Origin of the sequence: Bacteroides ovatus (genome assembly GCF_001314995.1) — a bacterium.
Taxonomy (GTDB): domain Bacteria; phylum Bacteroidota; class Bacteroidia; order Bacteroidales; family Bacteroidaceae; genus Bacteroides; species Bacteroides ovatus.
This window is the reverse complement of the sequence record NZ_CP012938.1, coordinates 4,759,726-4,777,871: the sequence shown is the minus strand read 5'-3', so window position 1 is coordinate 4,777,871 and position 18,146 is coordinate 4,759,726. Positions and strand designations below refer to the sequence as shown.

The window sequence follows — 18,146 nt, the reverse complement described above, 5'->3', positions numbered from 1 at the left end:
AACTAGTTATTATTATCATTAAAATGTCAATCTGACTGAAGTTATACTGTTAGCAGATAACAACACCGTTATACCTTCAGCAGATTCCATCAAACCAGTATCGATCACTTCCATATTTTTTGTTTCGTTCGTTTCAACGGCACTTGCTTTTTTTATTCCTGCTAATGGTATTTCCAGCCATTGAGAAGCACCATTCAGATTCAATAATACGATGGTCACTTCACCGGTCTTTTCATCCCAATAAGCAGTAGCACAGACTTCTTCATTATTTGTAACTACCTTAATACGAGTTGTTTCTGTTGCATATTGAGCATAATGAGCCATAATATAACCATTCTTTGTGATTTCTCCTTCACTCGTCGGACTCCGTTTGTCCGTATCGCCCATCAAACCATAAAAGCGCTTCAAATACCAATATATATAAGCACTGCAATACCCCTCCATACACATGTGAATCTCTTTACCAAGATGATTGAGACTGTATTGCCATTTCAGGAATTCCCATTTCGAAGAATCATCAGAATTCTCACCGTCATTAAAAAGATGTTCTGTCATCCACCATGTCTTTCCTTGAATACGTGAATACACACCACAGATGTAATCGTGGCGGTTCTTAACATATCCGCTACTCAAATCTGTAAATCCTTGATAGAGATGTCCGGCTAGAATATCCGTTTGAGCAAATGCTTCGGCGTTGTTGATAATAGGATCAGTATATTCAGGCTGCATACCACAAGCTTCCGGTGACATCAGCTTCACTCCTGTTTCCCGTATCCTTGCTCCGTATTGTTTTACAAAATCCACTACTTCAGAAGGAGTCCAGTACGTAAATTCCATATCCGGTTCGTTCTGGACGGAAATCGCATAGAGGTTCACCCCTTTTTCCTTCATAAATGTAACATAACGGATAAGATGGTTTGCATACGCTTCATAGTTTTCTTTTTTAAGGTGTTTCATTTCCTTTCCATTCACCGTGATTTTATCTGCAAGCGCATCTGTACAATCCCATGGACATGCAAAGATAATTGCTCCGTTAGCTTGTGCTGCCTTTGCTGCTTCTACATCTGCACTCCAATCTGATTCGTTGGGATAAATCATCAAGCGAAGGATAGAATATCCCAATCCGCCGGCACCATACATTTTATCTAATTGTGATGCAGAAATAAGATTGTCACCACACCAGATCTTCGGATTGTACATACCGCCAAATCCTACAACCGGCTGATATTTCACCGAAGGATCAACAGTTAGTGTAACCGACTTGAATGGCGGTTCTTGTTCTACCAGCAAATCAACAGTTGTTTCATTAGTTTTATCGAATAAGTGAATGGTTTGTGTACGCTTTTTCATCGTACTGTTCGCACCACAAGATACACGAACCTTCGTGTACTGTTTTTCCCCAGTATTACTGCCACCTGATGTAGGAGTGACGCTTTTTACAATATCCCCTTCACCAAGAGTTATCTCCCAAGAAGTCTTCGCCCATTCCACCACAACATCCGTCTGACTTTCCCCAGTACTCACAGTAATGGATTTTTTAAGAAAGAGCGCATACGCGCCCTTTCCTTCATCCATTTCTTTTTTTTCATCTTCCCCTCCCGAACAAGCCCCCAAGAGGATATTCGCAAGAAAGAGACAAAATAATAATGTAATATTCTTCATATATAAATAGTCCTTTTAATCCAGAGGAGAGGATTATTTCAATCCGTCCACTATACCTTCATACATTTCATTACGGTTATAGTCCGATGTCCAAGGACACAGTTTATAACCAGTATTGGTCTCTGTAATACCCGATATAGAGATTCCGTATTGCTTGTCTGCAGGAATAAGTCTTCGATACTCCTGCATGATAAAAGCCATATAAGAAGCAGCGGCAGCTCTATCTTCTTCTGTTAATTTATTAATCGCAATAAAGTTGCCATCCAGTTCTTCAACCATCATGCTAAGATCGGATACCCGTATCAGTTTACCAGTCTTACCTAATTTATCAAACAGATTGGTGATCATCGTTTTATTGCCTTCCTGGAAAACAACATCTTTGGAATAAATTGCATTGAGAAGAATATTGTACCCGTCAATTTTGGTAACGTTGTCTGCTTCCCAAGCATCAACTAAAGATATGAGTTCATCAGCCATATTCCCCATTTCATCATATTGACCAAATGTGTTGCTGACAAAAAGCTCAAGATCTACATTGGCATTCTTCACTGTATCACGGGCAATCTTCACGGCGGTACGTGCATAGTCTACTTCACCCAAATATTCACCCCAGTTAAATGTATTATCATTAACAGTCTTATCCAAAGGATTACCAATTATATTCCAAGCTTTTACACTCTTCGTTTCATTCACACCTGCATACACCATACCACCAATCCATTTTTCCATTTCTTTAGTGAAGATTTCCTTTTTCTCTTCTGGAGTCTTTTCGATATGTTGCGGCTTGGCTTCCCATACAAAAATCAGATTATCGATGTATGCTGTCCAGTTGCCAGAACTGGAACCGATCGCAAATGTTATTTCATTGAGGTCTTTCATTGCATTGGGTATCTCAATTGTAGTAGCTGGAACCGCTTCACCCAAAGCAGTGTAAGTACCTTCCTTCACAAAGGTCACAAATACACCATCACGTTTCCAAGTATCATTCTCTGCGTAACCGTAAGCAGCTGCATTTTGATGAAGATTTAATAACTGACCATTAATTTTCACGTACATTCCATAACCATACATCCCTTTTAAAAGGCGCATATCCATTGACATACCGGTATAATCTCCAAGGGTCTTGCCTTCAGCTAACTTAACTGTAAATTCCGGGAAGTAATGCGAAGCCTGATCTATGTAAAGTACATGACCAGTCTCTCTTTCTGGATCTTCTACTACAGTAGCTGTACCGCTATTGGGAGCACCAGCTCCAGCAACCATAGGATACACTGTATTCAGATTATCCCCTTCAAAATTGATAACCGTAGTACCTTTTCCGGATACTTCATAGTCCATAGAAATATTATCTATATAAAATTGTGCACTAGTGGATGCAGAACCTATCGCTAAATCAAATTCTGTCAGACTTCCAAAACTTTCGGGTACTACCAATCCGGGAGCAGTAGCATCTTTCAGATTAATTGTTCCTTCACGTTTCCATTTATCACCTCCGTCACAGAAATCATTTCCATTTTTTCCTACATTAAACTCCGTTCCATTGATCAAGACTCGTAAACCTTGTCCCCAAATCCCATCAGTTCCTACAAAACGCAAATCTATATTCAATCTAACGTAATCTCCGAGTTTTCTTCCTGCAGGCAAAACTACGTGAAATTTAGGATAGGAATAAGCAGCTTTCACATCATTTGTTCCCACATGTAAAACATGACCGCTTTCACCGGCAGGGTCTTCCTCAACTATAGCCGAGCTATTACCTGTCATCGGATAAGTCGTACCAATAGCATCATTTTCGAAATTAAATAATTTCGTTGTTCCTTTCTGAACTTCTACCGGAATATCTATCGGCTCGATAAGCTTATTATAATATGCGGCACGCTGTCCTTGGTTTGAACAAAGTACCCCTCCATAAAGAGTCACGCCAGCCTCCGCTGCTACATCGGCAGCCGTTTGCATGCCACCAAAATTGTAAGTACCGTCCTCCTTTAGTGTATTTAACGGATCGTAAGAACCGTTCATATCCACTGCATCAAAATTGGTAAACACTGTACTGAATGCAATTTCTTTCTTTACAAATTCGCTTCCCGGTACATTTACAGCTAACTGAAAAGGTGTGCCACTACGGTCAATATACGACTTCAGCAGGTCAAATTGAGCTAAATATTCGTTGATAGCTGCATTCTGTGGTTTCTCTACTTGAAGCTGGCAATTATATTCGTCTGTACACGACATTATCGACGCAGCGATCAGTGTAAAAGCAATTATCTTGTTATTGATGTATTTCATATACTCTTGATTTTAACGTTCATATCAAAACATCATTTTCTCACTACTTCGAGTGACTTACCACCATACACATTACGTGTACGTAACACCAAAGTGTCTTTTGTTGCAAGCTGAATGTTATTGTCTGTCAAATTGACTGTATAGTCAAGATAAATGGCATTCCTGTCTTTTCCGCCAAGACTATTTTTCTCACCTTTGCTGACAAACTTGCCACTACCGCTTACCACTACATTCTGCGAACCAGAGTGTACAGTGCACGAACCATCTTCTGCAAATGACAAACGAACAGTATAGCTAATATCCTTACCACTTTCATCCTTGGTTTTCAATGTCAAAAGATTGTCTTTCATACTTTTAGTAGAAATATTCACAACTTCATCATTTTCCACAAACTGTTCATGGCGAATAATATCTTTTGATGTACCTGCTACAGTAGCATGATCAATACCACGACGCAAGTACTCTCCGTGCCAAGGATTCACATACTTCACTGCATACAAGACAAAATTCTGCGGCAATATGCTCCAATCACCGGCATTAGTTAACACCGGATTTTCAACAACCGGCTTCCCTTGCAAAATAGAGTCCGCCCCCTGAACATTAGTCATCAACAAAGGAATGACATAATTCTCACTGATCGATTTTTCATCAGCAAAAAAATCATCCGTCAACTGCACTTCTACTCCCGCCATTATTTGCCCTTTAGGAATCGCAATTCGATCGGAAGCCAACGTGTAATAAGAAGCCGGCATAGGGACAAGAGGCTGATCTGTATCTTTAAAATAAAGATTGTCACACAAGGACTCATCCACTTTAAAGTTTATCACCACATTGTTTCTATTAGTATATCCTCCACCCCAAGCAGCTTTTATTACCATCTTATGCTGATTGTCAAGAGTGTTATCCACAAATTCACTCTCACCAAGCTCTATGGTACGAAGTCCGTATTGGTTGGCAAAATATACTGTCTGGTAATCGAAATCAGGAAATTCATTGTCACTACTTTCGCATGACGTCCAAGTAAGGATCAATAAAACCAGTCCGATATATGCTAAGTTCTTTTTCATAACGTACTTTTAATTAAATATAATTCTATAATTATTTCCACCCTCTATTTTGTACAAGGTTGCTGAACTTGAGTATTTCAGAATTTGGAATCGGGCAATAATACATGTAATCTTCATAATTACGTTCTTCGACAACGAATTCATTAAAAGAATGTCCATCTCTGTCCCAGTCGATACCACGTACCGGCTCGTTCAAGTTTTCTTTCCAACGACGTATATCCCAGAAACGGAAACCTTCAAAACAGAGTTCCAGACGACGTTCATTACGAATAAGATTAGCCATTTTGTCTCTATCGCCCGCACATTGTTCCAGATAAGGATCAGAAGTACCGCCTATACCGGCACGCTTACGAATAGCCTTGATTACATCATAAGCCGAATAACCATTTCCATTATCTCCTTTAGGTCCCCACGCTTCATTAGCCGCTTCAGCATAAGCCAAATACATCTCTGTATAACGAATACGTGGAATATAATGCTGCTGATTCGTAACCGATCCGAGCGCACGATTTACATCCATACGCAGTCTTTTCTTCATATAATAACCGGTACGTGTAGATCTCTGCTCTTTCACATCTATACCGTCATCAGTGCCCGATTTACGCCCTGTATATATAGGTACATCGCCTACTCCAGCTATACTTCCGTTATAGATAATATATTTTGCCAAACGAGGATCACGTCCATTATAAGGATTATTCTTATCATAGTTACTGTTAACAATGTCCGAGATAGGATACCCATTAGCCATAGGGAACGCATCAACAAGGTTTTGTGACGGATTCATATTGCCACTACCATTCAAAGAAGGCGGAAAGTTATTTGCCTCCTGTGAATTGGCAGCCTCACTATTACTAACATTTTCACGCCAAATAATCTCTTTAGGATTAATGCCTTTTTGCAAGTTCTCTACTACCTCTTTTGAATAATATTCCACTCCTTTATCATCCAATCCGCCCAATCCTCCATTGTAGTTGAGTACAGCGGCAGCCGCATTAGCAGCATCGGCCCATGAAGCAGGATTAGAGGCATCCTGAAAAGCCGGACTAGCAGCCAAAAGAGCTGTACGAACACGATAAGCACGTGCAATCAGACCATTGAATAACTGACGGGACTTCTCTCCCATTACAGTATTATATTTACCTTTATCCTGAGTAATACTCTGAAAATCGGCAGGTACCTCATTCACATCATTATACTCCCAAGGAAGTAATTCTTCGGCTTTTTCCAAGTCACTATATATCTGCTGTACACAATCAGCAAACGAAGCACGAGGTAAATTAAGGTCCGAGTTTATAGTAAGATACTCTGTCAAACGAGGTACACCGAGCAATTCTCCGTTTTCTCCAAATCCAGCATGTGCACGAAGCAAATAGTATAAAAACATACCGCGAAGTCCATAAGCTTCCCCCTTGGTACGACGAGCAAACAATTGTGCTTTCTCTGCATCATCCGACCACCTTACCTTATCCACATTTTCCAGGAAAAGATTGATATACTGGATAGAACTGAACGAATTGGTCCATTGATTGATAGGCGTCCATAACCGGGAAGTCCAACCACCGGTAGCCATCGTGAGAAATGCATTGTTCTTCTGATTAATGACAGCATCATCTGTTGCATATTCACTATTATCATAGTATCCCGGAACGCAACGGTACACATTCACCAGGAAGCCTTGTGCATATTGAGCATCGTCGTACATCTGTTCCACATCCTTGAAGTTCTCGATGGCCGGCTCGAAAAGGTCATCGCAACTATTCAGCATCAAGGCAGCAGCTACCAAAAATATTATTTTCTTTTTCATATTATGTACTATCTTTTTTAGTTAGATTTAGAATGCGGCCTTAAAGCCTAGATAGAAATTCCGGTATTGGGGAGCCCCCAAACTCATCTCCATATACTCACGTTCTTTTGCTATTGTAAGTAAGTTGCTTCCACCACAATACAAGCTAAGTCCACGTATGAAAGTTCCGTTGAAAGTATCTGTAGGAAAATCATAAGTAAGCTGCACATTACTCAAACGGAAAACATTATTCTTGTACATCCAGAAAGTAGAATTACGGAAGTTATTATCACCATTGCTGGTAGAAAGACGAGGATAAGTAGCTGTTCCTTTCGTTTCTTCAGTCCAACGTCCCATAACGACTTCTGAGAACTTGCTCGTACCTCTGTTCCAGTAATAAGAATTATTTTTAAAAGCCACCGCACCGGTTTGTCCCGATCCCATTGCAAAAAGAGTAAAGTTCTTGTATTTCAATGTCAAATTCAAACCAAAAGTAAATGGTGATGTAGACCACCCGCCTGCACCCAGATCAATCTGATCATCACTATTGATTACACCATCACCATTGATATCCTTATACTTCAGGTCACCGGGACGAACTGTGCCGAATGTCTGCTTGGCATGTTTCTCGATATCAGCCTGATCTTGAAAGAAACCTTCGCAAACATATCCATAAGTTGCATCAAGTGCACGCCCCTGGCGCAACAAATAAGACTCATTCGCCACTTCATCACGAATAGAAGCTTTTGAAGAAAATACCATTCCATTAAACCCGAGAGTCACGTCGAAATCACCTATCTTTTTATTTGCACTTAGTGAAAAATCAAAACCAGTACGTTTGTCTTCATTATAATTGATCCAAGGTAAAAATGAAAGATCTGTACCTAAATCGAAAAACGAAGGATAAATAGTAGAAGCACCTTGAGTAAGAAGTCCACTAGTCTTCTGAGTAAAATAGTTCGCATTAATTCTCAACAGTCTATTGAATAAAGTGGCGTCTATACCTGCACGAACTTCCTCACGAGTGATAAAGTCAAGATTCGGATTGTCACCTCGTTTTGAACCGGTCGTATTACCACCCACCGTTCCATCATACCATTGAAACCAACCGCCTTTGTCAGAAAAATAGCCCTTATACATATAGTAATCAGAAATATCAAGATCCTGATGCAACTTGGCATAAGAAGCCGTAATCTTCAGATCGTCCACAAAGCCTACACTTTCCATAAACTTCTCTTTACTAAGTCTCCATCCCAAAGTGACCGATGGAGAAAAAGCGTTGCGATTTCCTTCCGGCAGCTTGGCTGAATGTACCAAAGCACCACTAAAGTCTGCATAATATTTATGATCGTAATTATAAGAAGCACGCAATCCCAGATTTACGTTGCTGGTACGATGATAATCACTACTCTCATGACCTTCATCAGCTGAACTTTGTGTCTGATATCCCCATCCCAACAAGGTCGCAGATACATTATGGAATGTCTTAAATGTACGGTTATAATCAAACTGTGCACTGAAAGTCATGGTCTGGTCGTAAGTCGATTTACCTACATATTCGTTAGTTGATTTTGTATCATCATTGAATTTGGTAAGTCCGATAATCATATCCTTACCATTCACATTAGACCATTTAGGCTCATAAATAGCATACTTTTCAGCATAAGCTTCTGAATAATAAGAAGTGTAATCTACGCTATAAGCAGTTTTGAAAGATAAACCCTTTAACAAGCCTCCAAGATCCGCCATCACCGCCACATCAAACATAAATCTACGTGCTTTTTCCTTCGTATATCCAGCAGCAAGCAATTCGGAAAACGGGTTTGTCGTGTCTGCCGAAGTACCTCCTAACAGATACTTACCGTCTATAAGATGATTGCTGTTAGTTATATATTCCTGTATATATGCAACATTAGGATCCATCATATCAATGGGTAATAATGGTGCAAACCAGTTGGGGCGCAATGTAGAAGCCGCTCCCCAAAAGTCACCACGGCCTTGATAACTATTGTCAAAGATAATAGCAGCATTAGTAGTTGCTTTAAGCCATGAAGCCAGTGCCATATCCACATTACCACGTACATTAAAACTCATATCATAAGCTTTCTTTGACTCACCGTATTTCAACAGGCTATTAGCATAATTCATACCGAAGTTCAAGTAATAATGAGTCTTTTCATTACCTCCATACACTTCACCCGTAACATCAGAATTAGTATAGAACTTTCTTAAATAATCTGAACTATAAAAGTCTATGTCCGGATAACGATAAGGATTAGTACCCATTGCTGTGTTATAAATAGTACCGGCATCATACCTTTCTGCTATACCGTCATTACGACAAGCTTCATTGTACATGGTCATATAACAATCTGCATCCAAGTACTTAGGATAAGCCTTCGGGACATTCACCCCTACATTGGCACGAACATCGATATGCATGGGTGAATCTTTGCCTCGCTTGGTAGTGATAAGAATTACTCCTTTCGCGGCACGGCTACCATAGAGTACCACAGCTGCCGCATCTTTCAGCATAGATATACTTTCCACTTCCGAAGCCTTTACACTTGATGCACTACGAGGCACACCGTCTACCAGTACCAACGGTCCTTGTCCCCAAAGGGATGATCCATTGTAACCACCGACAAAACTTTCAAGGCCCACAAGGCTATTATTGTTAGCAGTCTTCTTTGTCAGCTCTGACGTGTTGACAGTAGAAATGGCATGAGTCAAATCTTCCTGAGCAACTTTGCCGAAAGCCACATTCACTAAGCTGTCCTTGCTTTCCTCCTGTGCCTGCACACCTGTCATGCTAAGCAATGACATGGCAAAAACAGTACAGCCGATATATATAAACTTTCTATTCATATTTCGCGTCATTATTAATTAATACGTCATGATTACCATCCCGGATTCTGGCCAAAGCCTTCATACAAGTAAACATCTGCTTTGGGTAATGGCAGCCAATAGTGTCTGTCGGTATACTTTCTCTCCACCAGTACCACTTCTTTCAAATTCATGATTTCATTCTCCTCCGGATGCTCTTTGTTATAGCTTGCGGTAGGTACACGGTCAAACTCAATCTTTGTCTTCAAGGTATAAGGACTCTTATCAAGAAGCATCCAACGACGGAGATCCATAAAGCGAAAGCCCTCAAAAGCAAGTTCTACGGCACGCTCGCGGCGAATCTCACCAAGAAAGTCTGTCGTATTTCCAGTAAATCGATCAAGTACGTGAGCCACACCGGCACGATCACGAATCTCATTGATAGCATCCTCAGCCGTCATATAGAAGCTAGAAGCTTTACTTTGCGGAGAGCCATAACCTACAGCCGTTGCCTCCGAGTACATCAGATAAACATCCGCTAAACGCATCAAACTTAAAACAGCGTAGTGAGCACCTCTGACGTTAGCATTATTCACTATTTTTAGACAGAGCTTACTATTCATATAACCTGTAAAACACCCTTTCTGTGGATCTTTCTCTTCACTGTCCGCTCCATTCGTATACAACTGGCAATATTGTCCGTTTCCAGTTTCTCCACACCATTCACCGTCAAATATGATGTCTTTATAAAAACGCGGATCACGATTTTTCCAAGGATACTTAGGATCATATCCTGATTCTGCATCGGCTTTTGTCATATCTTTGATCGGATAGCCATTAGCCATACCAAAATAATTTACATAATTAGCAGTCGGATAACATTTAATACCAGCATTGATATGAGAACGCGGACGAAAATCCGTATTCATGTTATAGTTCCAACGACCATCATACTGCACTAAATTTTCGCGGAAGATAGCTTCTTTCACCCCGTTAAGCTTACCGCCGGAATTGTATACGACAAACAGGTCGTTATAATTTTCCATATCTGCTAATTCATAGCGTTTAGTATCCTCAACAATCTTCAAAGCTTCGCCAAAAGCTTCAGCTGCACGCTTACAACGTCCCGCATCATACTCTTTGTCACCTCCGGAAGCCCAGTTCATTAGCGGACTACCCGCCCAAAGCAATGTCTTCCCTTTATAGGCCAAAGCCATAATTTTATTAATACGAGTATCATTCAAACCAAGAGTAGCTCTACCAGCTGTGGTTTGGTCCCAGTCAACGGGAAGCAAAGGAATAGCATGGTCAAAATCAGCCACACATTTTTCAGCACACTCTTGCCAGGTAAGTCTGGATAATGCAGGAGCAACATCCGGCGGTAATACTTGGTCAACATAAGGCATTCCACCCCACCATTCCATCAACATAAAATGAAACCATCCACGGAAAAAATAAAGTTGTCCTTCAATAAGATTACGTTCTTCTTCTGTAGCACTTACCAAATTACCAAGATTAGCTATACCAATGTTAGCCTTACGGATACCATACCAGCAAAGTTTCCACAAATTACCCTTATCACTGCGTTCCTGTGAATTAGCCTTTCCACCACGTATAGAAGAAGGATAAGAATAATAACAGGTAGTCCATCCCCAGAAATCACCATAGTCAATATTACGGGCAAAGAGGCGAAGCTCCTGTGGCTCCCAATAATCTTCCTCACCAAAATTAAAACTAGTATGATACTCACTGTTTGATACAACAGGTATACAGTTATAGAGTTCCTCGGTAAATCCCTGGAAATTCTTGAAATTCTTATATGGATCATTTTCTTCAATGTCACTATATGGAGATTTGTCCAAATAGTCAGTACAAGAAGTAGCTCCCAACATACCGGCCAAAGTGATGACCGACGTAAGGAATATTTTATTAATATACTTATTCATAGTCTTTACTTAGTATTTATAAAGTAATGTCGATACCAAGATTGAAACGGCGCATTGTCGGATAAGCACCATCAGAAGAACTATATCCGGTATTAGATTCGCGATCATCCGGCATTTTAGTCCACATATAAAGATTATCACCGTTCAGATATATACGGCAGTTTTTGATCCCCATCTTCTTCAACCAGTTTGATTTTTGGAAAGTATAGGACAATTCAACGTTTTTCAAACGCAAATAAGAACCATCGTACCAATATCTAGTGCCTGATGCTGCTTGATCAATAGTGGTCCCCCAACGCGGTGCGGGCAGAGTAGCACTCCCATCGGGAGTCCAATAATCACCTTCAGCATAAGCTACATGGGCAGTGCTACGGAACGTCGGGAAATTGACTTCACGAGTCACATTGTTTACTCCATAGAACTGTGCAAAAATGCTAAATCCCTTCCATTCAGCTCCAATTGAAGCATTGTAAGTATTCTGAGGCATCGTAGAATACTGATAGGGAGCACGGTCATCAGCATCAATTACACCGTCGCCATTAAAATCGACAATGTTATAATCCCCAGGGAGTTTTGCATCATTACCCGTTGTCCAAACCGGACTTCCAATCACGTCATCCCATGTAGCAAGATTACCATGATCAATATAAGAATATACCTGATTAATGGCGTGTCCCGCCCCTTTCTGGTAATCAGGTTTCAAAGGTGCATCATCACGGAATTTTACTTTGTTGACAGCATGAGTCATGCTAGTATTGAGCCAAGCACGAATACCATTATTAAAAGTATGGTTCAATCTCAACTCCAACTCATAACCATGACTGCTCACTTTACCGAGATTAGCATAAGGAGCATCAGTTCCAAAATAAGAAGCTATCGCTCTATCGCTTCCCTTCACCAAAATATCAGTACGAGTGTCATTGAATATATCCACCGAACCGGCAACCGCCCCTCCTAAAAAAGCATAATCAATACCTAAATTTCTCTTTTCTACAGTTTCCCATGAGATATTAGGATTCCCCAGTCGACTGATTGTGTAGTAAGTATAAGGAGTATTAGCAGGCTTAATATTACCCATCAGTGTATTACCTCCATAATCCAACTGATTTTTATATAAGAAACGACCATCTGTAAATCTTTGCCAAGGCTGAACCACCGCATCATCTCCCACTCTACCCCAAGAAGCTCGTAACTTCAACATATCGAGAAATTTCAGATTGTTCTTAACAATTTTTTCCTCGCTAATCATCCATCCTAATGAAAAAGAAGGGAAAAAAGCAAAACGGTAATCAGGACCGAACTTCTCAGAACCATTATAGGCACCATTAGTTTCAAAGAAGTAGCGCATAGCATAATTATAAGTTAAACGAAACACCCAATCTTCACGATAAATAGGGAACACACTGCCCGACGCTTCTTTCAAACGACTGAAAAGAGCAAGAGCAGTCACTTCATGTTTACCGAAATTTCGTGTATAATCCATTTGCATGGAATAATAAAGCTTACGATAAGTAGCACCAGTATTCACGCTACCAGCCTGATGTTCCCAATAGATAGGATTGATAATAGCATCCAAACCGGTACCAAGCTCCGGTTGTTCCAAAATAATTTCTCCAGTATCAGGTCTAACCCACATACGCTGAGAATTATGATACATATCATTGACACCACGCTTATTTTCAACGAATGTATAGTCCATTGAGAAATTAGCTTTGAATTTCAGCCCTTTGGTAAGCATATGCAAATCTTGCTCAAGGATAAAATCTGAAGTCATCTTTGTAGTCGTACGTTTCTCCGACCCTGCTACAGCCAGTTTGTATACGGAGTTAGGCACATCGGCATCACGAGGTTGATACCATCCCCACATACCGTTAGAATAAATCGGACGCATGGCATCAGGAGCACTTTTATAGGCTGCTGCCCAAAAAGTTGCATCTTGGTCATTATAGTCCCATGGTACGGTACGCTGAGCATTCGATCCAAATAGATTGGTAGAAAACTTTGTAGTTTTAGTCAATTGGAAATCCAAATTACTACGCACATTAATACGATTATAGCCAAAACCATAATCATAGCCACGACGGTTATCATATACTTTAAACAAGTCACCCTCACTTACAAAATCAGCCGCTGCAAAATAACTGACAATTTTTGTACCTCCGGAAACATTGACACTGGTATTGTAAGACATGGCTGTACTATTAAACAGTGCTTTTTCCCAATCAGTATTAGGATAACGATCCCATTCTTCCGCATTGGCAGGATGACGATACTTATCAATAATGGAAGTCGGAGTATAGTCATTCCAGCCATTAGGATTAAGACAAGCCTCGCGTTCAATAGAGTTATTCAACAGATAAAAAGTATCGTATGCATCATACTTCTCCGGTAGTTTGGATGCCACCTTTGCTGTTACATTAGCTTTGATTTGCACACTAGCTTTTCCTTCCTTACCACGTTTGGTAGTTATAAGAATTACACCATTGGCACCCTTCACACCATAAACAGCCGTAGCAGAGGCGTCTTTTAGCACTGAAATATTCTCTACAGACGAGATATCTACCGAACTCATCTCACGTTCAATACCATCCACCAATATTAAAGGTTCACTATTATTCCACGAGCTCTGTGTACGAATGATAATCTGAGGATCTTCTGCACCAGGCATACCAGAAGAAGCAGAAGTAATAACTCCCGGCAAAGACCCTGTCAATGCTGAACCAAGACTAGTTACACCACCGGCACGTTCCAGTGTCTTGCCACTTGTCTGCGTGATAGCACCTACCACTGACGCTTTCTTCTGTTGTCCGTAACCTACAACTACTACTTCTTCCAGTTGTTTGGTATCATCTTCCAACGTCACTTTTATCATCCCTTTGGAAGATACTTTCACTTCCTGTGGTTTCATTCCTACATACGAAACAATAAGGACGGACTTCTCACTGGGCACAGTCAACACAAAATTGCCATCTATATCTGAGATCGTACCTACTGAATTATTACCTTTTAAAGTTACCGAGGCTCCAATGATTGTCTCACCATTACTGTCAAGAACCGTTCCCCTCACCGTTATCCCTTTCTGTGCTGATGCTGTTACAAAACTAAACAACATAAGGAGAAACAGGTAAGGAATTTTTTGAATTTTCTTCGTTACATTTTTCATTACCATTAGTTTAAGATGTTAATTAACTACATTGTTTTCTAATCATCATTCTTTTTTTTAATTGCATTAGCTATCATTATAAATATCACTCATAGTTACTAGTATTAGATTTATATAAAAAAAATAATTATTTGCAAGTAGCGTATAATCCAATTGTAGTACCGGTAAATCCACCAGCCGTTGTAGTAGAGAGATAACTAGGATCTACATCTTTACAAAGCAGTTTCCAGCTTTTTTCACCATCAATAGAATAATAGAAATCGTAACCAATTCCTTGAGATACTAATTTCAAATATACCTCATTTGTATCTGCGTCTATTTCATCTGAAGCCAATGTCTGCTCCTTTTCACCGATTTGTTTCAGAGAAATATTTTTATTCTCACCCACTTTATTCAAGCAGAAGAAATATTGATGCGTCTCATTTTTAAACAACAGCATTCCGGCTGTTTCCTTATCGTTAGAAGGATTGAACAACATACGGGTAGCACATTCAAATTTATGATGTTGTAACCGACGACAGACAAATGCCGGAGTTTTCTTTTCCGTAGCGCTAATATCTGCACACTTCAAGGTCAAATATCCGGGTGTTTCCGTCAATGAATATAAATCGGAAGCAGAAGCTCTTAAAGTCATCCATGGCATATCAAGTACAGGAGAATCAAAGTTCTCTATTAACTCGAAATTACCATAAGTAACTGTCGTATCGCGTTTCGCACCTTCACGTTTTACAATCATAGGTACTAAATCATCGCCTTGTGTCATGTACGGGAATCCGTCTTCACTCCATTTCACCGGCATCATAAATGTTTCACGTCCCAAATTCTCAAACTGATTATTAATAGGGCGACAAGCCAGAAAAACAGCCCACCAATCTCCCTCTTTTGCTTGAATCAAGTCTGCATGACCAGCACAGGTTACCGAATTAGGACGGTCAGAATTCAAATGTCTTTGCGTCAGAATCGGATTGTTTTTCCATGGAAGAAACTTACCCATCGGAGAATCACCACGGAAAATCACTTCCGAATGCCAGTTTCCCGTTCCACCTTCGGCGGACATCAAGAAGTACTTTCCATTTATCTTATATAAATGAGGACCTTCTATCCAAATTGGCTTGTCTGCCGGTTGGGCTCCTTTGTTTACAAGAACTTTACGGGGACCGATCGTCTTATCTGTTTTCACATCAAACTCTTGTATGCGTATAGTACGGTGTCCGCTATATTCAGGTTTATTATCCGGAGCCTCATCATTATTAACAATATATGCCTTACCATCTTCATCAAAAAAGAAAGAAGGATCAATACCTCCGACCTCCGGCAACATGACGGGTTCCGACCATTCACCAAACGGGTCTTGCGTCTTAACAAAGAAATTTCCGGCTCCGACATTGGTTGTTACCATATAATATGTCTTGTTATACGGATTATAAGAAATAGCCGGAGCAAAAATACCGCCACTCACTTTCTGTCCTTCCATATTCACTAATTGCGAAGCACGGTTCAACACATGCCCTATCTGTTTCCAATTCACCAAGTCTTTGCTGTGAAAAATAGGAATACCGGGGAAATAAGTGAATGTAGATGTTACTAGGAAATAATCACCTTCTCCATTTGTACAAACACTAGGATCAGAATACCATCCCGGCAAAATAGGATTATAGAAATAGTCTTCACCTGACAGAGGATTGGAAATATAAAAATCATCATTTCCCTTATAAGAAAAATAATCAAAGAGAGCCACAGATTTTCCAATAGCCGGTAATTGTTGTTCTTTCTTTGAGTTACATGATATCATTGTTATCCCCAACATAAATATGGAGAGCCAGACGATTGACATTAATTGTATTACCTGTGTATTCTTCATAATACTTCTTATTTTCTTTATAATCAAATATGAATTACTGATCTTTTCTGCAAAGATATGCCAGTTCATAAAACTACAAACATAATTATGTTACGGGCTTCTTTTCCTAAATAACATCTTCATTTTCAATGTTACATCTATCTTTTCCCTTGTAGCACACCCAAACAATTACACTGATTATAAACACATTACAATCTTATTTTTTTTGAATAAAAGCTATTCAAATTCCCAATAATCCAGATTGAAAAGTTTGTTTCCTTTCTCTCCTTTAAAGTAGAAATAAAGATCATGTACACCCTTTGCATTCTTTATCCGACATGACATCTGTTTATATATATCCAGTCCTCCTGTCGGTGATATACTGACACTACCTATTACCGGACCTTCAATGCTATCCAGACGAATTTCTATCATTCCGCCTTTTTCAACACAAGCTGCGCTTACACTGAATTTCTTTGCTCCCTTCTTGCCAAAGTCGACACCACGCACACACAGATATTCATTATCATCAATATCGGTTATATACAAACCACCATTCTTATGATTTTCAGCTTTAAGACCATATCCCCAAGCCATCGTTTCAGCTTCCACTCTACGGTAAGGATTAAAGTTTTCAATCTGTTCCAGTTTCGTCTCCTGCCAATAAGGAACTTCCTGAATAGTTCCATCCGGATTATAATGCATTTTTGCAACAGATACCGAACGACGTTCTTTATGGTCGAAAGTCTCCAGATGAAGCAAATCATAATTTAGGCCGAACACATAAGAACTGCCTTTATAATCAATAATTCCGGGATGATTTCCTCTGGTTCTTTCCGTTGGACGCATAATATATCCTTTTGTACTCCATGGTCCGGTAGCTTTGTCGCTCATAGCATAGCCAATCCCTTCCGGACAACAAGTAGAAGCAAAAGCCATATAATAATGACCGTTACGTTTATATACCCACGGACCTTCCTGATAATGTTCCGGTTTATCAGCCAATTTGACTATTTCCCCCGAATATGAAATCATATCTTCATTCAGTTTCACATAATAAACATTCGGATTGCCCCAATACATATACGCTTGTCCGTCATCATCAATAAATACGGTAGGGTCAATATCATCCCAATGCTCTTTTTGCCAAACTAATGGTTTATTCAAAGGGTCTTTAAAAGGACCGTAAGGAGAGTCGGATACCAATACGCCAATACCATTACCGTGAATCGGGCAATACATGTAAAACTTGCCATTACGTTCGATGACCTGTTCTGCCCAGGCACCATTATCACGTTTCACCCAATCAAAACTCTTCAGAGAAGCGACCGCTCCGTGATCGGTCCAATTCACCATATCAGTGGAGGTATAAAGCAACCAGTCCAACATTTTGAATCCTTCGGCATCATCCTCATCATGGGTTGTATAAAGGAAAACGGTATCGTTATATACCATCGGAGCCGGATCGGCAGTATATTTTGTTTGTATAATAGGATTTTGTGCAGTTCCTGAAGTAGCGGCAGTGATTGCCAACAAAAACGACACGCCTAAAAATTTAAAGTTTCTCATA

The 18,146-nt window shown here is 40.0% G+C and carries 9 protein-coding genes; all 9 read right to left on the bottom strand.

All coding sequences use genetic code 11. From position 1 onward, the window contains the following. Window positions 1–18: 18 nt before the first annotated feature. Window positions 19–1,662, bottom strand: a complete 1,644-nt coding sequence (locus Bovatus_RS18180) for a glycosyl hydrolase (protein ID WP_004299670.1) — start codon at window positions 1,660–1,662, stop codon at window positions 19–21. 33 nt (window positions 1,663–1,695) lie between these two features. After that, entirely contained in the window at window positions 1,696–3,948 is a 2,253-nt protein-coding gene (locus Bovatus_RS18175) for an endo-1,4-beta-xylanase (protein WP_004299669.1), read from the bottom strand. 32 nt (window positions 3,949–3,980) lie between these two features. Next, window positions 3,981–5,015, bottom strand: coding sequence for a DUF5627 domain-containing protein (locus Bovatus_RS18170; protein WP_004299668.1), 1,035 nt, complete (start codon window positions 5,013–5,015; stop codon window positions 3,981–3,983). 31 nt (window positions 5,016–5,046) lie between these two features. Beyond that, window positions 5,047–6,822, bottom strand: coding sequence for a RagB/SusD family nutrient uptake outer membrane protein (locus Bovatus_RS18165; protein WP_004299667.1), 1,776 nt, complete (start codon window positions 6,820–6,822; stop codon window positions 5,047–5,049). Window positions 6,823–6,849: 27 nt separating this feature from the next. Beyond that, window positions 6,850–9,669: a SusC/RagA family TonB-linked outer membrane protein gene (locus tag Bovatus_RS18160; protein ID WP_004299666.1), complete on the bottom strand. Its 2,820-nt coding sequence runs from the start codon at window positions 9,667–9,669 to the stop codon at window positions 6,850–6,852. 32 nt (window positions 9,670–9,701) lie between these two features. Further along, on the bottom strand, window positions 9,702–11,573 hold the full coding sequence (locus Bovatus_RS18155) for a RagB/SusD family nutrient uptake outer membrane protein (protein ID WP_004299665.1): 1,872 nt from the start codon (window positions 11,571–11,573) through the stop codon (window positions 9,702–9,704). Window positions 11,574–11,589: 16 nt separating this feature from the next. Next, window positions 11,590–14,742, bottom strand: a complete 3,153-nt coding sequence (locus Bovatus_RS18150; protein ID WP_004299664.1) for a SusC/RagA family TonB-linked outer membrane protein — start codon at window positions 14,740–14,742, stop codon at window positions 11,590–11,592. Window positions 14,743–14,863: 121 nt separating this feature from the next. After that, window positions 14,864–16,597 (bottom strand): glycoside hydrolase family 43 protein, encoded by a 1,734-nt coding sequence (locus tag Bovatus_RS18145; RefSeq protein ID WP_052587978.1) that lies wholly within the window; start codon window positions 16,595–16,597, stop codon window positions 14,864–14,866. 216 nt (window positions 16,598–16,813) lie between these two features. Continuing rightward, the gene (locus Bovatus_RS18140) at window positions 16,814–18,145 is read right to left on the bottom strand and encodes a glycoside hydrolase family 43 protein (RefSeq protein ID WP_004299662.1); all 1,332 of its coding nucleotides are present in this window, start codon (window positions 18,143–18,145) and stop codon (window positions 16,814–16,816) included. Window position 18,146: the final 1 nt, after the last annotated feature.